The sequence below is a fragment of the Streptomyces sp. A1136 genome (genome assembly GCF_004795055.1).
Lineage (GTDB): Bacteria > Actinomycetota > Actinomycetes > Streptomycetales > Streptomycetaceae > Streptomyces.
Genome location: NZ_SSBJ01000018.1, coordinates 143,437 through 165,297 on the forward strand (window position 1 = coordinate 143,437; position 21,861 = coordinate 165,297).

Annotated in this window: 27 protein-coding genes; all 27 read left to right on the top strand. The window is 71.9% G+C overall.

Features of this window, described 5'->3' with window-relative positions:
* Nucleotides 1–52 precede the first annotated feature (52 nt).
* The gene (locus tag E6R62_RS39615; protein WP_168714105.1) at nt 53–193 is read left to right on the top strand and encodes a hypothetical protein; all 141 of its coding nucleotides are present in this window, start codon (nt 53–55) and stop codon (nt 191–193) included.
* Nucleotides 194–328: 135 nt separating this feature from the next.
* On the top strand, nt 329–850 hold the full coding sequence (locus E6R62_RS19350) for a hypothetical protein (protein ID WP_136214725.1): 522 nt from the start codon (nt 329–331) through the stop codon (nt 848–850).
* 248 nt (nt 851–1,098) lie between these two features.
* Entirely contained in the window at nt 1,099–1,674 is a 576-nt protein-coding gene (locus E6R62_RS19355; RefSeq protein ID WP_136214726.1) for a hypothetical protein, read from the top strand.
* Between the two features lie 280 nt (nt 1,675–1,954).
* Nucleotides 1,955–3,493: a hypothetical protein gene (locus E6R62_RS19360; protein ID WP_136214727.1), complete on the top strand. Its 1,539-nt coding sequence runs from the start codon at nt 1,955–1,957 to the stop codon at nt 3,491–3,493.
* A 97-nt stretch (nt 3,494–3,590) separates the two neighbouring features.
* Nucleotides 3,591–4,307, top strand: coding sequence for a hypothetical protein (locus E6R62_RS19365; protein ID WP_136214728.1), 717 nt, complete (start codon nt 3,591–3,593; stop codon nt 4,305–4,307).
* Nucleotides 4,308–4,389: 82 nt separating this feature from the next.
* A complete protein-coding gene (locus E6R62_RS19370) occupies nt 4,390–5,016 on the top strand; it encodes a DUF6248 family natural product biosynthesis protein (protein WP_136214729.1) in 627 nt (208 codons plus the stop codon).
* Between the two features lie 115 nt (nt 5,017–5,131).
* Nucleotides 5,132–5,518, top strand: coding sequence for a DUF6409 family protein (locus tag E6R62_RS19375; RefSeq protein ID WP_136214730.1), 387 nt, complete (start codon nt 5,132–5,134; stop codon nt 5,516–5,518).
* Nucleotides 5,519–5,621: 103 nt separating this feature from the next.
* Nucleotides 5,622–7,019, top strand: a complete 1,398-nt coding sequence (locus tag E6R62_RS19380) for a hypothetical protein (RefSeq protein WP_136214731.1) — start codon at nt 5,622–5,624, stop codon at nt 7,017–7,019.
* Nucleotides 7,020–7,267: 248 nt separating this feature from the next.
* Nucleotides 7,268–7,828, top strand: a complete 561-nt coding sequence (locus tag E6R62_RS19385; RefSeq protein ID WP_136214732.1) for a hypothetical protein — start codon at nt 7,268–7,270, stop codon at nt 7,826–7,828.
* A gap of 188 nt (nt 7,829–8,016) precedes the next feature.
* Nucleotides 8,017–8,241, top strand: a complete 225-nt coding sequence (locus E6R62_RS19390; protein WP_136214733.1) for a hypothetical protein — start codon at nt 8,017–8,019, stop codon at nt 8,239–8,241.
* A gap of 85 nt (nt 8,242–8,326) precedes the next feature.
* Nucleotides 8,327–9,559, top strand: a complete 1,233-nt coding sequence (locus E6R62_RS19395) for a phosphoadenosine phosphosulfate reductase family protein (RefSeq protein WP_136214734.1) — start codon at nt 8,327–8,329, stop codon at nt 9,557–9,559.
* Nucleotides 9,560–9,716: 157 nt separating this feature from the next.
* A complete protein-coding gene (locus tag E6R62_RS19400; RefSeq protein ID WP_168714106.1) occupies nt 9,717–11,171 on the top strand; it encodes a DNA cytosine methyltransferase in 1,455 nt (484 codons plus the stop codon).
* A 234-nt stretch (nt 11,172–11,405) separates the two neighbouring features.
* Complete coding sequence (locus E6R62_RS19405) at nt 11,406–11,885, top strand: hypothetical protein (protein WP_136214736.1); 480 nt, start codon at nt 11,406–11,408, stop codon at nt 11,883–11,885.
* A gap of 86 nt (nt 11,886–11,971) precedes the next feature.
* Nucleotides 11,972–12,262: a hypothetical protein gene (locus E6R62_RS19410; protein ID WP_136214737.1), complete on the top strand. Its 291-nt coding sequence runs from the start codon at nt 11,972–11,974 to the stop codon at nt 12,260–12,262.
* A gap of 111 nt (nt 12,263–12,373) precedes the next feature.
* Nucleotides 12,374–13,339, top strand: coding sequence for a DUF6884 domain-containing protein (locus E6R62_RS19415; protein WP_136214738.1), 966 nt, complete (start codon nt 12,374–12,376; stop codon nt 13,337–13,339).
* A 196-nt stretch (nt 13,340–13,535) separates the two neighbouring features.
* Nucleotides 13,536–14,189: a hypothetical protein gene (locus E6R62_RS19420; RefSeq protein ID WP_136214739.1), complete on the top strand. Its 654-nt coding sequence runs from the start codon at nt 13,536–13,538 to the stop codon at nt 14,187–14,189.
* A gap of 93 nt (nt 14,190–14,282) precedes the next feature.
* Nucleotides 14,283–14,948, top strand: a complete 666-nt coding sequence (locus E6R62_RS19425) for a hypothetical protein (protein ID WP_136214740.1) — start codon at nt 14,283–14,285, stop codon at nt 14,946–14,948.
* Between the two features lie 53 nt (nt 14,949–15,001).
* Entirely contained in the window at nt 15,002–15,211 is a 210-nt protein-coding gene (locus tag E6R62_RS19430; protein WP_136214741.1) for a hypothetical protein, read from the top strand.
* A gap of 396 nt (nt 15,212–15,607) precedes the next feature.
* Nucleotides 15,608–15,979, top strand: coding sequence for a DUF3846 domain-containing protein (locus E6R62_RS19435; RefSeq protein ID WP_136214742.1), 372 nt, complete (start codon nt 15,608–15,610; stop codon nt 15,977–15,979).
* 65 nt (nt 15,980–16,044) lie between these two features.
* Nucleotides 16,045–16,317: a hypothetical protein gene (locus E6R62_RS19440; protein ID WP_136214743.1), complete on the top strand. Its 273-nt coding sequence runs from the start codon at nt 16,045–16,047 to the stop codon at nt 16,315–16,317.
* Nucleotides 16,314–16,862, top strand: coding sequence for a hypothetical protein (locus E6R62_RS40285; protein WP_206308775.1), 549 nt, complete (start codon nt 16,314–16,316; stop codon nt 16,860–16,862). The genes E6R62_RS19440 and E6R62_RS40285 overlap by 4 nt, the downstream gene beginning before the upstream one ends.
* A 327-nt stretch (nt 16,863–17,189) precedes the next feature.
* The gene (locus tag E6R62_RS19450; RefSeq protein ID WP_136214744.1) at nt 17,190–17,444 is read left to right on the top strand and encodes a hypothetical protein; all 255 of its coding nucleotides are present in this window, start codon (nt 17,190–17,192) and stop codon (nt 17,442–17,444) included.
* Nucleotides 17,445–17,544: 100 nt separating this feature from the next.
* Entirely contained in the window at nt 17,545–18,042 is a 498-nt protein-coding gene (locus E6R62_RS19455; RefSeq protein ID WP_240801765.1) for a DUF6573 family protein, read from the top strand.
* Between the two features lie 149 nt (nt 18,043–18,191).
* On the top strand, nt 18,192–18,620 hold the full coding sequence (locus E6R62_RS19460) for a hypothetical protein (protein WP_136214745.1): 429 nt from the start codon (nt 18,192–18,194) through the stop codon (nt 18,618–18,620).
* Nucleotides 18,621–18,890: 270 nt separating this feature from the next.
* The gene (locus tag E6R62_RS19465; RefSeq protein ID WP_136214746.1) at nt 18,891–20,771 is read left to right on the top strand and encodes a DUF3560 domain-containing protein; all 1,881 of its coding nucleotides are present in this window, start codon (nt 18,891–18,893) and stop codon (nt 20,769–20,771) included.
* Between the two features lie 177 nt (nt 20,772–20,948).
* Nucleotides 20,949–21,299, top strand: a complete 351-nt coding sequence (locus E6R62_RS19470) for a DUF3846 domain-containing protein (protein ID WP_136214747.1) — start codon at nt 20,949–20,951, stop codon at nt 21,297–21,299.
* 120 nt (nt 21,300–21,419) lie between these two features.
* Entirely contained in the window at nt 21,420–21,692 is a 273-nt protein-coding gene (locus E6R62_RS19475) for a hypothetical protein (protein ID WP_206308776.1), read from the top strand.
* Nucleotides 21,693–21,861 lie beyond the last annotated feature (169 nt).

A 21,861-nucleotide genomic window follows, 5' to 3' on the forward strand; every position in this document is an offset into this window, starting at 1 on the left:
CCGCCGGGGGCCGCACCCGCCCCCGGCCACCCGCTCGCTGAAGGAACCGAGGATGAGCAACGCACAGCCTGAGACGACCGACTGCCCCGGATGGGGCGAGCCGTGCGGCAACGAGACCGCCGGAAGCGCCGATCTCTGCCCCGACTGCTTCACCGCGCGCCTGAACGCGCAATCCCCCCGGATCCCCCTCTAGCCCCTGGCTGCGCCGGGCGGACGGAACCGCCCCGCCCGCCCGGCCCCGACACCGGCAGCTCTCCCGCTGCGCCACATGCCACGCCCGCCCCGCCCTGCCCGGGGCGATCCACCCTCTCCCGACCCTGGAGGCCACGTGCCCGATGCCGACTCCTACGACTGGCGAACCGCCCCTTGCCCTGAGTGCGCGGATCCCGTCGCCCTCCTCGTGCCCGGTGACAGCGACCGCGCCGACATCCTGCTGTGCACCCGCTGCCCCATGCACGACCGCCTCCCGTACCGCGACCCTGCCGACATCCGCGCGCACCTTCCGTTCGGGGTCGTGCTCGCCATGCGCGGCGGAGCGCTGCGCATCGGCATCCCCGCCGCGCCGCGCGGCCTCACCGCGTACACGCGCACGGTCGTGGCGCTGGCCACGGAACACGGGCTCCTCCCCGTGTGGCGACCCTCCACCCGGCGCCATCACGTGACCCTGGCCGCGCCCGGCCCCGAGGGCGCCTGGGGGTGGATGGAGGTGGGCACTCGCTCCGGGAAGATCCTGCGCGCCACCATCTACCCGCACGGGCGCAGTGCGCCCGGGGAGCGTGCCACCGGGCCGCGCGACGTCCGCCGGTTGGTCGCCCGTCTCTCCGGCCCAGGCTCGTCGCGCAGCGACTGAGCGGGAAGCGGAGAAGGCGCCCCGCTGACCCTCCCGGCCGGCGGCGGCGCCGCCGCCGGTTCCGGCCGGGCTCGGTGCCGGCGGCCGCAGTCCTCCTCGACCCAGGAATCTGACGAACAGTCAGAGTGGGGAAGGGGTGGGGGTTGCGGAAGTGATGAGAAGCGGTTATTGTTTTCTCGTCGGGACGGAGAGTCCCGGGGCGACAGTGGCAGCCGCACACCGAAATCCGCACCACCCAAGGAGAGTCCGTGAACACCTCCCGCGCCGCGTACGCCGTCCTCGACATCGCCCGCCGCCTGTACCCCGAGGCCACGACCGTGGACGTCTACAACTACGGCGGGACCACGCGCCTGGACGTGTTCAAGGCCGACACCGAGCAGGACCGGACGCTCCCGGGCTTCACCGTCCGCTCCGTCTGTGCGGCCCTGGACGCCGCCGCCGGAACCTACGCGGCCCTGGCCTTCGGCCCCCGCTCCACCTGGCCCAAGCACTTCACCATCACCCACACCGGGCCCCTCGACGTCGCCGACGCTGACCGGACCGCCGGGGACCACGTCTTCAATGGCCGCGTCTGGACCGGCATCGGCGAACAGGCCATCCAGGCGGCTCACTACGTACTCGCCTACCGGCGAGACATGAGCCGCTCCGAGACCCTGCGCATGGTCCTGCAGTTTCAGTACGACACGGCGGTCAGGAACCTGGAGCTGGCCACCCGCGCCCCGAAGGGCTACCCCCACTTCTTCGCCCTTGCCCGCTCCATCGTCAAGCACAACCCCGTGAGCCCCGTCGCCGCGTGGGTCGCGGCTGGCGCCGTCACCCGGTAGGTGACACCTCCGGCCCGGGCCCCACGCGGGCCCGGGCTCCTCCCTGCGGTCAGGCCCTTCCAGGGGCCCCGGTCTGCGGCGCCTCCTGGCGGATGGGCCTGGGGGACTGACCCCCGGCCGTGTCCCGCCCCGGTGACGCGGGGCGGGACCAGCCTGACTACGGCGAACCGTCGGGAGCGCCGCGCCGACGAGCGCCGCGCGGCCGACGAGACACATCAGAGACGCCCCCGCGGCAGTGGCAGCCGCGCACCCCGAACACGCACCCCGCCCGAGGAGACCCATGCCCCTGCCTGCCCGTACCCGGACGGCCGTCCACGCCGCCCGGCTGGCACGCCCCGCCGTCCGACGTAAGCGCCCGACCGTCCTCACCTGGGGTCTAGGTGCGGATTCGACGGCCGAGATCCTCATGTTCCTCAACGACCCCGTCGCCCACGGCCTGGAGCCGGACATGTCCGACCTCGTGATCGTGCACGCCGTGACGGGCGACGAGTTCAGCGATTCCCTGTCCTTCGCCGACCGCCTGGTCCTGCCGCTCCTGCGCGCATGGCGGGTCCGCCTGGTCCAGGTCTGCCGCGGCGGCCCGCGCGACGCCGACGGCGTCCTGGTCCTCGACGACTCCCGCGCGCCCCGCCGCATCCACGCGGCCGGCCCCTGGCGCCTGTCCGACGAGCTGCGCACCGCCGGCACCGTCCCGATGCTCGCCTCCGGCCAGCGACGCTGCAGCATTCGTTTTAAGGGCTGGGTACTGGATACCTGGGCCGCCCACGAGTTCGGCACCGAGACCTTCCGCCGAGTGATCGGCTACCACGCCGACGAGACCGGCCGCGCGCTGAAGGACTCCGCCATCCAGGACGAGCTCAACACCGCGGCCGGCCGGATCATCTGCGAGCCGGACTACCCCCTGATCCGCGCGGGCATGGCCAGGGCCGCCGTCGAGCGGTACGTCCTCGACAACCTCGGCGAAATGATCTTGAAGAGCCACTGCACCATGTGTCCCTTCACCGGGGTCTGCTCCTCCCGCGACCTCTACGAGGAGCGGCTGCGCGCCCACCCGGCCGAAGCCGCGCGGGTCCTGCGCATGGAGTACATCTCGCTCGCCCTGAACGAGCGCATGTCCCTCTACGGACCCTCCGGATCCCTCCATCAGCGCCTGGCCGAGGACGGCCGCAACCGGCCCGTCCTGGACGCCTTCCAGGCCGACCTGGAGCAGACCCCGTACGCGGTGTACGAGGTGCGCCGCATCACCGGCCTGGGCCGCACGAAGGACTGTCGGCGCTGGCATGGCAAGGACTGCACGGAGCCGAAGTGGTGGTGCACCCAGCAGCGCAAGCCTCGCTGCCGTCGCGTCCACGTGATTGTCGACCAGGACGGGGCGCCGGTGGACGCCGAACCGCACTGCCTCGGCGACGACAAGCGGTGCCGCGGCGCGCAGCAGAAAGGGCCGACCTGGCGATCGGTGCGCACCGTGTACGAGGCACCCCGGGAGCGGGCCGAGGGATTCGTCACCCGGTTCGCCGAGCGATACCCCGAGCGCGCCCGCTTGGTCGCCGGGGAGACCTCCGGGATCCGGCGCGCCCACTACCTGCCCGAATCCGAAGGCCTGCCGCACGCCGAAGCGTTCATCGTGGCGGCCCCCGCGGGCGTCGCCGACAAGCAGCGCCCGGGGTTCGAGGAGCGCTGGACGGAGCACACCGGCGCCAGGCCGGTCTTCCGGCCGCTGCGCGATCTGCCCAAACCGGCGCCGCGTCGGCGGTCGGCCGGCGGCCCGGCGCCGCTGCACCGGGCGAAGGCCGCCGGGAACGTGGCCCTGACCGCGTGACCACACTCCTTGCGAAGTGACAAATCGTGTGTATAGTTGTCTCGCGGGTCGGCGGTGGCAGCCGACCTCCCGGAACCACGCAACTCGGAGGCACTTCATGAGCACGCAGACCCTCAGCACCTCCCGACTCGACGCCGTCATGACCGAGGGGACCGGACACGGCTTCGCTCGAATCCGCCTCGCCGACGGCCACGCGATCACCCTCAAGGTGCAGCCCGGCGCCCCCGCCGCGGAGGAGGTCCTTCTCTCCCCCGGTCTCACCGCTCCCGACACCGAGGCCTGGGAGAACGAGGACTCCTGGGAGGACTGGCTGACCGGCGGCACCCTCGGCAACGAAAGCGGCATGTTCCTGGACGTGCCCACCGACGCGCTCCGCGACCTGATCGCCCAGCACGGCGGCGAGCACGAGGACCAGGACGGCCAGGACCCCGCGCCGCGCACCGAGGCCGACGCCGCCGAGCAGGCCACGCAGGACCCGCTGGCCGAGATCGCCGAGTTGCACGGGGCGTTCGAGCACGGCTACGGCGCCGACGACATCCGCAACGTCTTCGGGCGGATCTACGACGCCGGCGGACCGTACCTGGTCTGCGTGTGGGACATCGCCGACGAGTACGGGTTCGGCGGCAACTCCGAGTTCTACGCCGAGGACGAGGATGGCAGCCTCTTCGAGGTCCAGCCGGACATCCACCTCTGGCTCGCTGGCGAGCAGGAGACCCCTGGCCCGGTCCACACCTGGATCTGTGCGCGCGTCCGCGAAGTGGTCGATTTCCCCGCCACCGACGACCGCCACAACTACGCCCGGACCGAGCGCTGACCTACGGCGCGCACGGCAGGGGCGGGTACCCGTCCCCTGCCGTGCGCGGACCTGCCGAACTCTCAGCATCGAAGGGATCCGCATGAACGAGACCCGTAGCGCGGCCGGCCAGCGGGCGGCCGAGCGGCACATCACGGTCATCCGCCGTCCGCAGCGCATCCTCACGTCGGAGGAGCGCGAGATCGTACGGGGGATCTCCAACCTGAACTTCCAGGGCGCCCTGATCATGGGCATCGTGGACCCGGTCCCCAACCCGTCGCCGATGGACGAGACCGAGGGCGCCTGGGTGCGCGAGCAGGTGTGGCCCGCCTACCTCCAGGAGATCGAGCGCAAGTACCCCTTCGGTTTCGCCCGATGGGCCACGTGCGAGCGGGGCACCTGCTGGAACTGCTGGGCCGGCCGCTGCGACCTGTGCGTCCACCGGCAGGAAGGTGGCCCGCACGTGGACGACAACACCGACTGGGTGCGAGACGGGCGCGGCCGGTGCGTCGCCAAGCTGATCCTGCGGCCCGGCGGCGAGCCGTGCGTCTGGTGGTGCCGGTGCGCGTGCCCGAAAAGCGACACGCCCCCGGCGGAGCTCCCGGTTGTGGCCGAGGGCGGGTGCGCACCGGGGGAGGCTGCCGCACCGCCACGTGAAGCCGCGCCGGGGGGCCGCCGGGGTGGGGGCCGTCGTGCGGCTGACGACGGAGCGCAGTACGTCCTCTTCTGACGGCGAGCCGCGCGGCGTGGGCCGGGCACCCTTGCGAAGGTGATGAGTGATAGGTATAGTTTTCTTGTCGGCGGGGATTCCCCCGCCTCCCCCACCCCTCTCCAAAGGAGTCCACATGACCGTCGCCATCGCCTCCGCCACCCAGACCGTTCTGGAGCCGGGCACGGTCGTGCGCACCCCCCGCTACGACGAGGGCAAGAACACCGGCGTCCGCCGGGCCATCGTCCTCGGCCTCTGGAACGAGGAGGAGCCGAAGGGCGGGTACAAGGTGTGGTTCTACACGCTCGGAGCGCCTTCCTTTGCGCCGAGGACCCTCGGCATGGCCTTCGCCAACGAGCCCATCGTGGTGAGCACGGTCGAGGAGATGTCGGAGCGCACCCTGCTCCGGCTCTACGTCCAGCTCCGGGACTACAACCTCCGGAGCCTCGCTGGGTACGGCGCCGTCGAGCACCGGATCCGGAAGGCGGGTTCGCGGCTCCGCGCGATCCGCCTGGGCCAGTAGGCCCGATGCCGGGGGCGGCGCCACCGCCCCCGGCCCAGCCCGCTGGTCGGCCGTGGCAGCCGACCGGCACCGACAACACACCCCACACCCAAGGAGTCCCGTCATGGCCCGAATCACCTTCGTCGCCTCCACCGGCTGCACCCGCACCAGCGAGACCCGCCACTACACCCACGCGGTCACCGTCGACCGCCGTGAGGGCGAGGGCCGCATCGTGCACACCTGGTCGATGTCCGCGGCCAACGTCGCCAAGGCGGCCCGGACCGCCGAGCGCGCGGGCTGGAAGAACGTCGCGGTCGAGGAAGTCGCCGTCCAGGCCAAGCCGGTCCGCACCCGCAAGACGACCCCCGCCCGGACGCCCGCCGACGCGCGGCCGGCCCCGGCCGAGGGGCGCGCGCCGCTCGCCCTGTACTCCGTACGCCCGGCCTCGGGCGGGGGCTTCGACGTCGTCAACAACTCCGGCCTGGTCGTCTCGGGCGACTGGCAGACCGAGGCCGGCGCCCAGGGGCGCGCCGAGTTCCTGAACGCCCAGGAGAACCGCAAGCGCGCCGAGGACGCGCTGACCGAACCGCAGCGGCGGGTGTACGCCGTCGTCAAGCGCGACGGAGCGATCGGCGCCGGATACGGGCACAACCTCACCGCCGTCCGGAGCCTGCACGCCGCAGGCCTCGTCAAGCTCACCGAGTACGGCCCCGGCTCCTGGAACGCCGTACACGTTCCCTCGCCCGCCGCCGGCCCGGCCGAGGCCGCCCCGGCCGCCGGTACGGGCGTAATGCCCGAGGACGCCGAACACCCAGCCGCCGCCGCCGCGGTGACCGCCCTGTCCGGACAGCCGCTCGCCGACGTCACCAACCCCGACGACCTCGGCGAGGTCGCCGGCTACTGGGTCCGGCCGGACGGCACCAGCGGCCGCCTGACCGTCGGCTGGGTCGAGGACGGCAAGCTGACCACCGGCACCGACGGGCGGCCGCCCCTGGCCGCGCTGCGCGTCGCGAAGGAGCTGTTCGAGCGCACCGAATGCTGGCTCGTCGAACCCGGCGACCACCCGTCCCTGCTCGTCTGGCACGTGCCCACCCTGGAGACAGCAGCCACGCAGGGCGCCGCCGCCGAGCAGGCCCGGGGCTCGATCACCGACACCTGGACCATCACCCACACCGGCCTGCCCGAGGGCCGTTCCTTCCTGAGGGTCGAGGCTCCCGACTCCGACGGGGCCTTCGCGGCCGCCCTGGCCACCCGCGGCGGCTGCCTGGTCCAGCAGGCGGGACACCGGCTCGGCGCGCGGCGCCTGCGGGAAGCGGACCTGCTCCGCACCGTCGGCGAGCGGGTCCGGCACGTGGCCAGCGGTCAGACCGGCACCGTCGAGGCGGTGGACGTCCGGATGGCCGGCGCCCGGGCGTACCGGGACGGCGTGACCGTCGCCGTTGACGGCCGGTCCCGCAAGACCGCGCGCTCCCTGGAGTGGGAGCCCCTGCCGGCGGCCGAGGACCCCGAGGTTGCCTGCTGACGGCATCCGCCCGGCCCCACAGGGGCCGGGCGGCTCTCCCTCCCCTCGCCGCCCACGCGTTCGGGGGGCCGCGCCCAGGCGGCGCGCTGCCGGGGGCCGCCCACGGCACCCCCGGTGTCGTCTGCGGATTTCTGCCCGGAAGCAACGGTGAACCCTTGCGAAGTGATGAGCAGCGAGTATAGTTGTCTTGTGGTTGACGGTGGCAGTCGGCCGCACCGGATACACATCCTCGGACCCTTCGGAGAGACATGATCATCCGCACGCCGCTCCCCAACGCCCTGCACGCAGCTGCCCGTGCCCGCGCCATCGCCGGTATCGCCCGACGGAGGAGCGTGCTCAACCACCCGGCCGAGGAAGCGCTGACCACGGTCGCTGAACTCCTCGACGACGTCGCGCTGGTCTTCGAGACGAACCTCCCCCCGATCCTGGACGGTGTCGTCATCACCAACACGATTCCCTTCGACGCCTCCCTGCTCCTCTTCATCGCCGAAGACGTCATCGCCCAGAACAAGGCGACCGGGCTCCCCGTCTCCCTCAGCCAGTACGTCACCAGCGCCGTGTTCGGCACCCTCGAACTGCCCCGGCTCCTGCACCCCGTCAGCGCCCAGCTCGCTGCCCAGGAGAGCAGCCTGCGCGCTGCTCTCCAGCTGCTTCACGAGCGCCACCTGAGGGGAGCCGGTGAGCGGCCGGAGGCGGCGGCGCTCTACCTGGAAGCCGCATTCAAGCTCCACCTGAACTGGGGCCGCCTCGCCGCTGCCGTCGCCGTGGACAACGCCCGGCCCTGCAACCGGCCGACCGTAGCCCGGTAGTTCCTCGCGGAGCGCACGCCGCCCCGCCCCCCCGGCGTCCAGCCCCGTTCCGGGCCGGACGCCGGACCCTGGGCCACTTCGGCGCGGCCGGAGTCGCCGCCAGGCCGCCCCGTCCACGCCTGCAAGCGCCCGGACTGTACCGCCTCGCTGATGGCCACGGGTTTGATCACCACCGCAAGGAGATTGAGATGAACGAGGTCGTCTACGAGAAGTGCGCCAAGTGCCACTTCTTCATTGAAGAGACCAACGCCTCCGACGTTGCTGACGGCTGCGCGCCCTACATCCACCTCGACCGAGGTGATGCAGCAGACGAAGCGATCACCGGCTCGCATGACGCTGAGCCGTCTGGTGAGCGGGCGACGCTGGCCCACTGGCAGGAGCGCGGGCCCGAGGAGATGCGTAAGCGCTTTTGATCCGACCAATCGACCCCTGCCGGGCGGCAGTGGCAGCCGCCCGGCGCCGAACTCACCACCCCGAACCGCGAGGAGACCCATGGACATGAGCACCCGCCGCCGGCTGCTGGAGGCAATCCGGCGCGCCCACCAGGCCGACGCCGCGTACACCGCCGCCGGCCGCGCCCGCACCCGGGCGACCAAGGCCGCTGCTGCCGCGCACGCCCGCATGGCCAACGACCCGCAGCTGCAGGCCGGCGCCGACGAGCTGGCGGCCTCGCAGGCCGGCCTCGTCCGCCGCGAGCAGGCGGCCCGCGCCAAGGTCCGCCGGACCTTCACCGCGGCCCGCGCGGCCAACCGCGCCCTCGCAGCGCTCTACGCCCCGCACGCCCCCGGCCGGGGAACCGGTGGCCGGCGCCGGTCCGGCGTCGCGGCCAGCCTCCTGGGCGAGCTCGCCGAAACGCCCCGCGAGCTCATCCTGGCCGCGGACAAAATCGTCGTCTCGACCAGTGCCGGCAAGGACTCGCTCGTCTGCGGGCAGCGCGTGGTCACCCTGGCCGCCGAGTCCGGCTGCCTGGACAAAGTGGTCCTGGTTCACGCGGACCTGGGGGAGGAGTCCGAATGGCCGGGCGTCCGCGAGCTTGCCCAGCGCCAGGCCGAGCGCTGGGGCGTCGAGTTCATCGTCGTCCAGGCCGACCGCGGCCTGCTCGGCCTCGTCGAGAAGCGCAAGATGTGGCCGGACGCGGCCCGCCGGCTGTGCACCTCGACCCTGAAGCGGGACAAGATCGCCCCGCTGTTCAAGCAGATCACCGACGCCCTCGGCCTGGACGGACAGGCTCTGATCCTCTCCGCCCTCGGCATCCGGGCCGCCGAATCCCCCGCCCGGGCCCGCAAGCTGCCGCTCGCCATCGACATGCGCGCGAGCACCGGCCAGCGCATGGTCCTGACCTGGCACCCGATCCTGGAGCTCTCCGAGGCCGACGTCTGGCAGCAGATCGCCGACGCCGCCCTGGAGTACCACCCCGTCTACGACGCGGTCATCCCCCGCCTGAGCTGCGTCTTCTGCGTGCTCGCCGGCCGGGACGTCCTGGTGCGCGCCGTACGGCTGTGCTGGGCCCTGGGCCTGGACCTGCCCACCCGGTACGTCGCCCTGGAGGAACACATCGGCCACAAGTTCCGGGAGAAGCTCAGCGTCGCCGAGATCGTCGCCGAGGCCGCCCGCGTCGAGGCAGAGGAAGGCCCCCTGGTGTGGGCGCGCGGGGACGCGCTGCGGCGCCACCTCGGCGAGGAGGCCGCGGCCGACTACCTCCGCCGGTTGGCCCTGGCCCTGGCCGCCTGACCGCCGAGACGGATCCCGAGAGAAGAGTGCGCGCCCCTCCTGGCATACAGTGATGCGTTGTGAGTATAGTTGTGTCGCTGGTCGGGAGTGGCACCCGACCGGCGACCGACAGCACACCGCGCGGCCGCTGGACCGGCCGACCCGAGGGGAGCAGCTCATGACGGAAGCTCAGACCGCCGAGCGCGTCGCCGAACCCATCCGCGTCACCGCCCTCGGTACCGCGGCCGAAGGCCTCGTGCACCTCCTGCCCGACCACGACGACACCACCGCGCGCTGCGGCTTCACCGACTGGCACAGTCACATCATCTGCATCGACTGGTTCGAGGAGCGCACCTGCCCCGTCTGCCTCGCCGACCTCGCGCTCGACCTCGGCGCCGAAATCCCCGCGGACGTCCTCGCCGAGCTCGACGAGATGGCCGCGCCCTGGCCGGGCCGCTGGCTCCTGCGCCCCCGCGAGGGCGACCGCGAGCGCGTCGTCGGCGTCTGCGCCGGCCCCGGGGGCTGGGACGAGGGGCTCGAAGCCCTCGGGGCCCGCTACGACGCCGTCGGCCTCGACCTCTCCGGTGACGCCTGCGCCACCGCCGAGCGCGCCGGGCATCGCCGCATCGTCATCGACATCACCCTGCTCGACCCCGAACACCCCGCCCTGCGCTGGACCGTCGGCGTCATCATCTCCCCGCCCTGCCCCGCCTGGTCCACCGCGGGCAAGCGCGCCGGACTCACCGCGCAGTCCCTCCAGGTCCTCGCCGCCATGCTGCGCGCCGCCGGGGAAGCAGCCGGACACGGCGGGTACCGCGACCGCTCCGGGATGACGTGGGCCGAGGTGCGCGCCATGGCGGCCGCCATGCCCGACCCGGAAGCCGGACTCGTCGCCGAGGTGCTCATCTGGGCGCTCGGCCTCCAGCTCCACGGCGAGACCCTGCGCTGGGTCGCCATGGAGCAGTCCGCGAACCTCCCCGAAGAAGTACGGGAAGCGGTCAGCTTCGAGCTGGCCCTGGCCGGCTGGTCCCAGCAGCAGTGGGCCGAGCTGGACGCGGCCGACTACGGAGTGGCCACCCACCGGCGCCGGGTCTTCTTCATGGCGGTGCGCTACGGCCGCATCCCCGGCTCCGTGCGGTCCGGCCTGCCGTTCGCCGAGCAGACCCTGGCCGCAGCCCTCGGCTGGGCGCCCGGCGAGCGGGTCAACACCCGCGGCACGCGGGGTCTGGACACGAACGGCCGCCCCAAGGGCGGGAACACCTTCTCCGCGGACAAGACCGGCTGGTGCCTCACCGGCAAGGCCAGGACCTGGTACCGCGAGTCGGACGGCTACCGGCTGACCGAGGCCGAGGCCGGACAGCTGGTCGGATTCCTGCCGTCCTACCCCTGGCGCGCCTCGGAGTCGACGGCCCGCAAGGACTCGCGCACGAGCGCCTTCCAGCGGATCGGGGACGTGGTGTGCCCGCCCGTCGGCGCGGTCGTCCTGGGCGCCCTGACCGGCCGCCCGTGGCGCCGACCGGTCGAGGACTACCTCGGCCGGGTCTACCGGGGAGCCAAGACCACGATGCCGGTGGAAGTGCCGCAGCAGCGCAGCATGCGCGCCCCGGCGGACCGGCTGGCGCTGGCCGCATAGGTCAGCCCGCGCGGGGTGGCGCCGCCACAGGGTTGCGCCGCCGGCGGCGGGACCACCCCGCCGGACAAGGCCGTCCCGGACGTTCCGGGCGGCCGCACCGGGAGCCGCTGAGCTGCGGGAATTCGGCAATGGGGAGCCCGCACCCGCCATGGAAGTGATGAATATCTGGTATAGTTGTCTCATGGTCGGCGGTGGCAGCCGACCAACCCAACCGAACTCACACCCAGGAGAGTCATGACCCGACCGTCCTCCCCGAAGACCGGCTCCGTCCCCACCCGCGTCACGATCGACGGAATCCCCGACTACCCCGCCGTCGTCAACCCGGCCGACCGCTGGAACGGCTTCGTCTCCCCCTTCTTCACCCTCGACACCGTCCGCCTGCTCTCCGCCGAGACCCTCAAGGACGCCGCCAAGTACGGCTACGACTGCTCCGACACCATCCACGTCATCGACGGCGGCACGGACAGCAACGGCGCCCCGCGAGCAGTCGTCCTCCATATCCGCTGGATGTACCTCGAAGACGAGGGTCCGGCCCAGGTCACCTCCGTCATCAACCCCCGGAAGGAGGACGGCCTCTACGGCATCGGCGGCTGGGAGTGGACGTGGTCCATCTCCACCTGGGACTGCGCGTGCAGCAGCTGGTACTACCACGAGACCGACCCCTGCCCGAACTGCGGCGGCGAACGCCCCAGCCGCTTCGAGCTGGCGGCCTGAGCCATGGCCATCAACACGCACCTCAGCCCTCCACCTGCCTGGTCCTCGACCCGGACGGCCGTGGCACCGTCCTCCAGGTCACCTCCGTGCACAACCTCGACGGCGAGACCCTCGCCGAGCGCCTCTACGAGGCCTACGCCATGACCACCGAGAACAACACCGAACTGCCCGACGAGATCACCACCGAGACCCTCATGGCCGCGCTCGGCGAGCAGATCGCCAACTGCGCGGAGGGCTGGCACACCTGGGCCAACGAGCCGACACAGCAGGCCTGGGACACCGTCCGGCCCTGGGCTGAACGGCAGGTCCGCCGCCTCTTCCCGGCCCTGACCTGGCGCGTCGAGCCGGACCGGCAGTTCCTGCCGCCCAACAGCTGAACCACCCCACCGGTAGGGCGGCGGCCCGAAACCGGCCGCCGCCCCGCCCCGGCGCCGCCTGCCGCACCGGCCTCGAAGCGCCACCGCGCGCCCGTCCCCAGGAGTGCCCGCATGTCAACCACCGCCCTCCCCTCCGAGCAGCTGCCCCGCCCCCGCCGCCGTGTCGTCTACCGGGCCGGCGCCTACAGCACGGTCCACCGCTTCCGCCACGCCGCCGCGCACCTGGAGGCCTTCCGCACCGGCCGGCGGTGGCACGTCGACCAACTGATGCCCCGCACCGCCCCGGTGCCCCGCGAAGCCGTCGTGCGCTGCGCCACCACCCTCGCCGACGCCGTGGCCCAGGCGGTCGCCCGGATCGACCTCCGGGCTGTCCAGGCGCCCGACCACACGGACGACAACCTGCGCGCGTACGCCGCCGCGGGATGGGACGTCGTCGACCCCGCCACCGGCCGCGCGATGGCCTGGGCCCGCCGCCGCGTCGGCGACCCCTACCCCTGGCAGCCGGCCGAACACGAAGGTCTCGTTCCCGTGAACAGCAGCCGCAGCGCCGGCGCCGCCCTCGACGTACGCGAGACCCCCCGGTCGACCGCCCCAGCCCCGCTCGGGCCCGTCATTGTCGTACCGTGCAGCGGCATCAAGGCGCCCACCAGGACAGCCCTGCCGGCCCGCGACCTCTACCGGGGCAGCTATCACCTCCTGTGCCGGCAGGCGGCCGAGCGCCTCGCCGGCGCCACCGGCGACGTCGTCGTCCTATCCGCGCAGCACGGCTTCGTCACCCTCGACGAGCCGCTCTTCCCGTACGACCTGCGCATGGGCCAGCCCGGCTCCGTCACCGCCGAGCTGCTCGCCGGCCAGGCAGCCCAGCTCGGCATCCTGCCCGGCCCGCGGCCGGTCGTCGCCCTCGGCGGCCGCGCCTACGTCCAGGCCGTCACGCAGCTGCGCCCGGACACCCTGCAGCCGCTCGCCGGCTGCCGAGGCATCGGGGAGCAGCGCGCCCGCCTTGCCCGGCTGGCGCGGGCCGAGCAGCCGCTCGAAGTACTCCGCCAGCTGACCACCGCGGCCGCGCCGACGGCCTGAAAGCCGACAACCGACTGGCCCCGCCCGTTTACGGGCGGGGCCAGTTCTGCGTAGCGGGAGCGGCGAAGGCGGGGGCTCTGAGCAGTGAAAACAGGTCCGGGAACCTCCCGGACGTGATGAGTGAATGCTATAGTTGTCTTGTGGTCGACGGTGGCAGTCGACCACGACCGGAAACCCACACACCCTGGAGAACCGCATGCCCCTGGACTTCACCCACCCGCACGAATTCAGCTGCTTCGGCACGCTCCACCCCGACCACCTCGTTGCGTGGTCCTTCGGAGACCCCCACGTCGAGTGGGAGCTCACCGGCCTCTTCTCCGGCCCCGGCGCCTACACCACCGTCCCGCTCGACGCCGAAACGGACATGCACTACCACCCCGGCGACCAGGGCGCCCCCAACACCGTGGCGCAGCACCTCGCCGCCCGCTACGGCTTCGACGGCCTCGACGTCCGGGGCCCCGTCCACTTCACCGGCCCGAGCGGCGAGACCGACCACGCCCTGGGCATCGCCCCGGACGCCTTCGACGTCCTCTACGGCCGGGTCAAGGACATCTGCGCCGACCTCGGCGTCCGCACCTGGTGCAAGCTCCACCCCGGCGACACCGTCAGCGTCCGCTACACCGACCTGGAACGTGGCGACGTCTACTGGTTCCTGAACACCCCCCACCGCTTCCAGGGCTTCAGGGATTTCCCCGCCGACAGCAAGACGCTGGAGTTCATCCCGGACGCCCGCGTCCTGGTCTGCGACGACGAGTTCGAGGTGACCGCTTACGGCACCTACGAGTGCCGCGCGGACCGCGCCCCCGCCGGGTACTGGCAGCGCACCGGCAACCAACTTCTCCGCGCCTGACCCGCCCCCTCCCCCGGCCCGGCGCCGGGGGAGGGGCTCCCCAGCCGACGGACGGTCCGCACCGCCGGCCCCCGCACACCCCTAGGAGGAACGATGCACACCACCCTTCAGGACTGCCAGGACGCCCTCGAAGCCGCCCAGGACCAGGCCCAGGGCCTGACCCGAACCCTCACCGCCACCCTCGCCGACATGGACCCGCACGCCGCCTACCTGGTGCTGTGCCGCGACCCCAGCTCCGGCGAACTCCACCTCGACAGCCTTCGCACCGCCGGCGGCGGCACGCAGTGCGTCTTCGACTTCGACGACGTGGACACCCTCCCCGAGCTCACCGACCCCGAACTGCGCGCGGCCTGGGGCCGGACCGACCCGCGCGACCCTCAGGCCCTGCTCCAGGTCCTCCGCCACCTCGACCGCCTCGGCGCATCGTTCGGCCGGCTCCCCGACGCTGCCCAGGCGCAGGCCGACCCGTACGAGGACACGTCGGCCCTGCTGTGCCTCGTGGTCAACGCCGACGCGCCCGAGCCCGAGGGCCACGACCTGGAAGTGACCGTGTGCCTCGCCCTGACCGTGACCGAGGAGGTCACCTACGAGTTCACCTCCGAGGTCCGTCTCCCCGCGTACATCGCCAACAACCCGAGCGCCCTCCACGGCTACCTCTCCGAGAACGAGGAGCTCTGGCTCGACGACCTTGACCCCGTCAGCGGCGTCACCATCAACGAGCGCAGCCTGGACGACGTCGAACTCACCCTCGCCGCCTAGACCTCCCACGACCGCATACGGGCGCTGAGGGCGCCCAGGAAGGCACGAAGCGCATGCCGGAGTACAGCATCAGCTGGAACATCGAGATCGACGCCGACACGCCCGTACACGCCGCCTTCGCGGCGCTGGCTCTCCACCGCGACCACACGTCCTGGGCCACGGTCTTCACCGTCCACACAGACGACGGTGACGTGGTCGTCGACCTCAACCCCGACCAGCCGGGCCCGCCGCGACTGAGCGGCCCCTGGACTCTGACCGCATAGCCCCCGTACCTCCTCGCGCCCCGGCGCGGCCCACCAGCCGCGCCGGGGCGCAGCCGTGCCCGGCCGCCCAGGTGTATCCCGCCGGCCGTGGGCGGCGGCCGGGCGTTCCCTCCAGGCCCGTGGACGCTGCCGGCGCGCCCTCGGCCGGCCGCGGAGCCTCCACCGCGGCCGCCGCCGGCCCGCGCGGCCGGCGCTTGAACGCCGGCGCCCTGGAGCAGAGGACGGGCCGACGGCACGGCCGCGGGCTCCGCCGGCACCCCTCGGGCATGCCGCTGAACAGGGGAAATAGTGGCCTGCACCGTTCCGAAAGTGATGAGTACCAGGTATAGTTATGTCGTGGATTGGCGGTGGCAGCCGACCCGCACCGAAAACCAACTCCCAGGAAAGGGGACCCCTATGCCCACCCTCCTCCAGAACGGCTACGCCCTGCGGGTCGAGCCCACCGGCGGCTTCCGCCTGCTCGACTGGGACGCCGACACCTACCCGCAGGACGCGCTCGGCACCGACCAGGTCCGTTCCATCGACCTGACCACCCAGCTGATCATGTGGACCGACGAGCTGGCCGTCCCGCTCGGCCTCCCCGCCAACGCCCCCGCGCGCCAGCTCCTCCACGCCTACCAGGCCAACCCCACCCCCGTCTGCGGCGTGGCCGTCTTCACCGGATCCACGCGCGGCGGAGCCCTGCTCGGCCTCACCGAGGACCAGGCGCTCATGCTCGTCGACCGCTACTTCAGCCGTCACCGGGACGTCCCCCGGCCGCGCCGCTAAACGCAGGTCACCCCGGGCCCCGGAACCGAATTCCGGGGCCCTCGAATTCGACGAAAGGAAAACCCGTGAAATACACCTACACCATCATCGGAGACTGGTACGAAGTCTGGGATCTCGCCGATTCGTTCGCGGTCGTCGCCGAGGGAGCGGATTTCGAGGAGGCCAAGACGAACGCGGCCGCCGCGGTGCTGGAGACCTTCCCGTGGCGCGCCGAGGAGGACGGCGAGACCCCCGAGACCCTCTGGGGAGGCGACAACGGCGCCTACGTCGTCGCCGCCTTCCTCGGAGACCTCGGCGCCCAGGCGGTCGACGCTGCGAACTTCCGGCTGATCGCATGACCGCCACCGAGACGCAGACGTACACCGTCATCGGCCTGACCCTCGACGTCGACCGCACGGAGCTGCTCATCGCGGCCGTGGTCGCGGGCACCGTCGCCGACCAGATCGAGCTGCTGGCCACCAGCGAGGAGGACTTCACCCGGTGGGCCGAGGAGTTCAACGCCCCCGACCCGGACACCGCCGCGGACCTGGCCCATGCGTTCTGCCGTGACTTCGGTTACGCCGAGGAGGACACCGCAGGGGAGTACCTCCAGCGGGTCCTGGCCGAGGCGGGTATCGAAGCCACCAGGGGCGCCCACCCGGGCTCCGGCTGCTCCTGGGTCGCCGTCCCCACCCCCGACGGCGGCGAGGTCCTGCTCACCGGCCAGGACCGGCACGAGGCCGAGGTGGACTACCCGCTGACCGATCACGCCGGTTGGCTCGCCTGCGGCTACGACGAGGACGGCGCCGAGTTCACCGTCCTGTACGACTCCCACACCCCCGACCTGGCCGCCGACACCGCCGACGCCGTCGCGGCCGTACGCGCCAGCGTCACGACCGGCTAGACGCCCTCCCACCCTGCGCCCCCACCTTGCCCCTGCCACACGGTGGGGGCGCACTCGTGTTCCGGTCGGCAGGCGCACCGGGCAGCCCGTGGCGGACTCCCTCCCGCACCCTTCGCGCCGGCCGCGGCATGCTCCAGCCACGCCGGCAACAGGGAGAAGCGCCGGCGGCTCCCACGCCGCCGGCGGAAGACGGGCATCCGCCAATTCACCCAGGTGGGCGGGCTGATGAGGACCCTAAAGTGATCCAAGTGTGTTATAGTTGTCTTGCTGGTCGGCGGTGGCAGTCGACCACAAACCGAATCCACGCACAGCCGTGAGGAGACACCCATGTCCGACACCCTGCTCCGCACCCTCGACCTCATCGAGCCCGGCGACCTGGTCCTCTACCACGGCAGCAAGCCCGAGCATCACGGCTTCTACCTGGCCCGGCCGTGCGACTGCTTCTACTGCGGACGTGCGGACCACCTCGGGAGCGCCGACACCCGCTACCACCTCACCGACCCCTTCGCCGAGGACCCGGACGCCTGCGTGGTGCACCACGTGCGCCGAGCGTCCATCACCCGGTCCGCCGCCAACACCTGACCCCCCCCTCGGGGCGCAGCCACCCGGCTGCGCCCCACCCAGGGCGGCGAGGAGTGGCACCCCGCCGCCGCCGAGAACACCGCTCATGAAAGGGCAGCCCATGACCGACAAGACCCTCATCGACGGCACCGCCAACCCGGACAACCTGGGCCCCGACGCGATGCGCTGGACCCCCGAGGCGGAGCAGCCGGCCGTTTCCGTGGCCGACCTCTTCGGAGAGGTCATCCACGCGTACAGCCGCGCCAGCGCCCTCGCCGACGGGGCCCTGGTCGCCGTCGGCGACGACATCGCCTGCGAGGCCGGGTTCCGGGTCCCCGTGGCCCTCACTGCGGCCGCGTGGGCCGACTGCGTCGCCTGGACGGACGAGGACAACCGGCAAACCCACCAGGACGAGTCGGGACGCCTCTGGGACGTCCTCCGGATGACCCACTACGCCATCCGACGCTCCGACGGCGGGCGATCCTGCACCGTTGAGCTCTACCGCGTCCCGCGCGACGGAGAGAGCCACGAGAGCAAGCAGGCCTGGCTGCTCGCCACGTGCGGGCCCGGCGACGAATGGGAGCCCGTGATCACGATCTCCCTGCCCGGTGAGGACTGACCGGCGGATGCGGCGCTATCCGCGTGCGGAAATTTCCCTGGGAAAGATCCACGAAGCCTCCCGGGAATGATGAATATGAGGTATAGTTATCTCGTTGGTCGGTGGTGGCAGCCGACCGGAAAACCGGAAGCAGACCGAGAGGAATCGGCATGGCAATCTCCCAGACCCTGACCCCCTATGAGGCCGGGCGTGCCTCTGCGCTGTTGATGGGCTTCGTCAACGCGGTGGGGGACGGCTGTCACCATCTCGTTGTCGCGGCATCCGCGAACGGCGCCACCCTCTCGGTCTCCGTGCCGTTCCACAAGGACGGGGAGGCGAGCGACTTGGACCCGGACGACGCCCTTGAGGCGATGGAAATCCTCACCCTCGCCGCCATGGTGGGCGGTGGCGCGGTGATGCGCACGAACTTCGCCGACCAGACCTCCGAAGTCAGGGGCTGGAAGCTGGTGGAGTTCTACGCCAAGCCGCTCAGCGCCTCGGAGATCTTCAACGCCTACTGCACGGATGCGGCAACCGGTGAGCTGATCCCGCCGGAGTGGGGTGTGGAGTACGTGGCCGCACCCCGTCTGACGGTCTGAATCGGGGGCCCCGGGGCGCGGGCGCTTTGCCCGGCCCCGGGTCCTCTCCGGCCTAACCCTGTCCGCCCCGCCCTGTCCGGCCGCCTCCGCGCCGTCTGCACACAGGGAGGAGGCCGGCGTTTGCCTCGCTCGGCCGGCCGTTGTGGGCGGTGCCCCGAGAGGTGGCGCAGTAGACAAAGTGAGGTGTTGCAGTTATAGTTATCTCGTGGTCGACGGTGGCAGTCGGCCACAAACCGGATCCACATTCTCAGCTCTCAAGGAGACGCCCCCATGACCCAGTACGTCGCGACCAAGTACGTGTCCGCCGAGCTCCGCAGCCGGCTGAAGGCCGAGTTCCCGGGGGCCAAGTTCTCCGTCCGCACCGGCACCGGCACCGGGTCCGCCTGGATCTCCGTCAGCTGGACCGACGGCCCGGACACGGAGGCCGTCGACCGGATCGCGGCCCCCCTCCACGGCGCTCACTGGGACGGGTCCACCGACAGCTACGTCCAGACGAACAACGAGGTCACCGTCACCGTGGACGGCAAGAAGGTCACGGGCAAGCCGATCGTGGACGGCATTAACACGCACCGCGACTTCTCTGACGACGTCCTCACCGAGGCGAAGGCCCTCTGGTCCGCCGCCTTCGACGGAGCCGACCCGGACGCACCCGGCGCGATCCGCGACACGGCCTACGTCTGCGGAAAGTACCTCCCCGACACCTGGGCCCCGCAGCAGGTCCAGTTCATCGCACGGGAGATCGTGGCCCCCAAGCGCTGGAAGGCCGCCCAGGCCGCCGCGAAGGACTCGGCCAAGACGACCGCCAAGCCTCGCCGAAAGGCCGCCGCCAAGGCCGACCCCGCCGCCGGGATCACTGTCAGCTACACCGCCGAAGCGGGCGTCACCGTGACCGGTACGACGTTCGGCGACGGCGCCGCCCCGGTTCTCCGTACCCACGGCTTCGACTGGAGCCGCAAGGCCGCGCACTGGTACGTCAAGGGCACCCGGGGCGACCAGTCCAGCGCCGCGCTGATCGCCGCGCACACCGCCGCCCAGGCCCTGCGCACCGCAGGAATCACGGTCACGGCCGAACTGCCCGAACTCCCCGCCGACACCGTTCTCCCCGCCGCCCCGGCCCCGGCCGAGGACGTCGAGGAAGACGACGACGTCCCGGAGGACTTCGCCGGGATCGTCCTGCGCCACACCCGCGCGGGCGGCAGCCTCGCCGAAGGCACCGCCCGCGGCGACGGTTCCGCCGAGATCCTCAGGGGCCGCCGCTTCCGTTGGTCCCGCAACCTCGGCTGCTGGTACCTCCCGCACTCCCGCGACAAGGCCGCCGACCGCTTCACCCTCAACGCGCTTGCCGAGGCACTCCGCGAGGCGGGGCACGCCGTGCACGTCACCGTGCGCGAGGACATCGCCCGCACCTTCGGTGAGGCCGAGGCCGAGCGGGAGGAGCGCGCGGCCGACCGAGCCGCACGGTTCAGCGACCGAGCCGACCGGGCGGCCGACGCCTCCAAGGCCGCGCTTGCCGAGGCCCGGCGTATCGGCTCCGCCATCCCGTTCGGACAGCCGATCCTGGTCGGCCACCACTCCGAGAAGCGGCACCGGCGAGACCTTGATCGGATCGACAGCAACATGCGCAAGGGCATTGACGAGGGAAACCGAGCGGACCACTGGGCGGGCCGGGCCGACGCCGCTGCTCACTACGAGCAGCACCGCAAGGACCCGGGCCGCACCCTGCGCCGTCTCAAGGAGCTTGAGGCCACCCTCCGGGGCCTGGAAAAGCTGCTGGCTGGGGAGCCCGCATTCGGTTCCTCGTGGGACATCAGCAAGCCGGAGAACGTCGCGGAACTCACCCGCCGCCACGCCGAGACCGCTGACGAGATGGCCCACTGGCGGGAGATCATCGCGAAGGCGGAGGCCGACGGGGTCAAGCTCTGGTCCCGCGCCGACTTCGTCAAGGGCGACTACGCCCGCTCGCGCGGCCGCTGGTACGAGGTGCTCCGGGTCAATGGCTCCTCGCTCACCGTTCCCGGCGGCCCGGACATCCAGCCCGTCATCGACCGGAACACCCGGGCGTACTCCTGGGACGACCGCATTCCGTACGACGACATCAAGGGACGCATGAGCGCCGAGGACATGGCTGCCCGCCTGGCTGCCAAGAGCTGATCACGGCACGGCGGCCGGGCCGTTCAAGGCCCGGCCGTCACGGGTGCCGAGGGCAGGCGACGGGAACTGAAGCACCCCGGATCGCCGTAAGTGATGTGTCTGTGGTATAGTTGTCTTGTTGGTCGGGGTGGCAACCGGCCGACACCGGAAACTCACACTGCGACAGATGGAGTCGTCATGACGATCGCGACGTTCGCCCTGCTCGTCACCCCCGAGGCCGAGGTCATCCCGGTCGACCTGCCCGCCGACACCGGAGAGCGACTTACCGCCATGTACTCCCTGATCCACTGCGACAACGTGGACGTGGTGGCGCTGACCGACCAGCTTGACATGTGGCTGGACGACGAGGGTCTTTACACCCAGCGGGTCAACCCGTTGGCCACGCTCTTCGCGGGGCGCTTCGGCCGGACCTACCAGAGCTACCACGGTCCCGTTCTGCTGACCGGCGGAGCCAACAGTGAGGGGGACACCCTGCCGCTCACCAAGGACCAGGTACTTGCGCTGTTGGCGAGTCTCGCTGACTTCTGACGGAACGCCTGGGGGAGCAGTCGGAGCGCTGTTCCCCCAGGCTGCACCACCCGCCGATAACCGCATCTGCGAGAGACGGAGCCCCGAATGTCTGTCACCTTCTTTGCTGACTCTGTAGGCGTGGAAGTCAACATGGCCAACTCCAACGCCGCCCGTGTGCTGGGCGTGCTCGGGTACGAAGAGCTGGCGGGTGATGCTGAGGCGGACGACTTCTTGGGGAGGGTGCTGGTGGCGCTGGCGTTGGTGCCGGTGGATGCCGGGCGCCCGGCGACGGCCGAAGGCCGCTTCGTCGACTGCGGGCGCAGGGCGGGGTACATCCAGGAGCGGCTGGAAGAGCTGCGCGCCCTGGCCGAGGAGGCGCGGGCCCAGGGGCTGCCGGTCTACTGGGGGTAGCCGGCCAGCCGGCGGCCCGGAAGTGGCCGGTGGTGGGTGTGTTTTGACGGTGTGTTGGTTGTGTGGGGGAGGCCCGGAAGGGCCTCTTTCTCTTTTCCGGGGTGGCTTCGTATTCGTTTCCCAGGCGGGCTGAATTCCCCTCTCTAATTCTCTGATGTGTCATCAGTTC

Coding starts and splice junctions, on each gene's coding strand:
- E6R62_RS39615 (WP_168714105.1), top strand. CDS start 53: ATGAGCAACGCACAGCCTGAGACGACCGACTGCCCCGGATGGGGCGAG.
- E6R62_RS19360 (WP_136214727.1), top strand. CDS start 1,955: ATGCCCCTGCCTGCCCGTACCCGGACGGCCGTCCACGCCGCCCGGCTG.
- E6R62_RS19365 (WP_136214728.1), top strand. CDS start 3,591: ATGAGCACGCAGACCCTCAGCACCTCCCGACTCGACGCCGTCATGACC.
- E6R62_RS19370 (WP_136214729.1), top strand. CDS start 4,390: ATGAACGAGACCCGTAGCGCGGCCGGCCAGCGGGCGGCCGAGCGGCAC.
- E6R62_RS19375 (WP_136214730.1), top strand. CDS start 5,132: ATGACCGTCGCCATCGCCTCCGCCACCCAGACCGTTCTGGAGCCGGGC.
- E6R62_RS19380 (WP_136214731.1), top strand. CDS start 5,622: ATGGCCCGAATCACCTTCGTCGCCTCCACCGGCTGCACCCGCACCAGC.
- E6R62_RS19385 (WP_136214732.1), top strand. CDS start 7,268: ATGATCATCCGCACGCCGCTCCCCAACGCCCTGCACGCAGCTGCCCGT.
- E6R62_RS19390 (WP_136214733.1), top strand. CDS start 8,017: ATGAACGAGGTCGTCTACGAGAAGTGCGCCAAGTGCCACTTCTTCATT.
- E6R62_RS19395 (WP_136214734.1), top strand. CDS start 8,327: ATGAGCACCCGCCGCCGGCTGCTGGAGGCAATCCGGCGCGCCCACCAG.
- E6R62_RS19400 (WP_168714106.1), top strand. CDS start 9,717: ATGACGGAAGCTCAGACCGCCGAGCGCGTCGCCGAACCCATCCGCGTC.
- E6R62_RS19405 (WP_136214736.1), top strand. CDS start 11,406: ATGACCCGACCGTCCTCCCCGAAGACCGGCTCCGTCCCCACCCGCGTC.
- E6R62_RS19415 (WP_136214738.1), top strand. CDS start 12,374: ATGTCAACCACCGCCCTCCCCTCCGAGCAGCTGCCCCGCCCCCGCCGC.
- E6R62_RS19420 (WP_136214739.1), top strand. CDS start 13,536: ATGCCCCTGGACTTCACCCACCCGCACGAATTCAGCTGCTTCGGCACG.
- E6R62_RS19425 (WP_136214740.1), top strand. CDS start 14,283: ATGCACACCACCCTTCAGGACTGCCAGGACGCCCTCGAAGCCGCCCAG.
- E6R62_RS19430 (WP_136214741.1), top strand. CDS start 15,002: ATGCCGGAGTACAGCATCAGCTGGAACATCGAGATCGACGCCGACACG.
- E6R62_RS19435 (WP_136214742.1), top strand. CDS start 15,608: ATGCCCACCCTCCTCCAGAACGGCTACGCCCTGCGGGTCGAGCCCACC.
- E6R62_RS40285 (WP_206308775.1), top strand. CDS start 16,314: ATGACCGCCACCGAGACGCAGACGTACACCGTCATCGGCCTGACCCTC.
- E6R62_RS19450 (WP_136214744.1), top strand. CDS start 17,190: ATGTCCGACACCCTGCTCCGCACCCTCGACCTCATCGAGCCCGGCGAC.
- E6R62_RS19455 (WP_240801765.1), top strand. CDS start 17,545: ATGACCGACAAGACCCTCATCGACGGCACCGCCAACCCGGACAACCTG.
- E6R62_RS19460 (WP_136214745.1), top strand. CDS start 18,192: ATGGCAATCTCCCAGACCCTGACCCCCTATGAGGCCGGGCGTGCCTCT.
- E6R62_RS19465 (WP_136214746.1), top strand. CDS start 18,891: ATGACCCAGTACGTCGCGACCAAGTACGTGTCCGCCGAGCTCCGCAGC.
- E6R62_RS19470 (WP_136214747.1), top strand. CDS start 20,949: ATGACGATCGCGACGTTCGCCCTGCTCGTCACCCCCGAGGCCGAGGTC.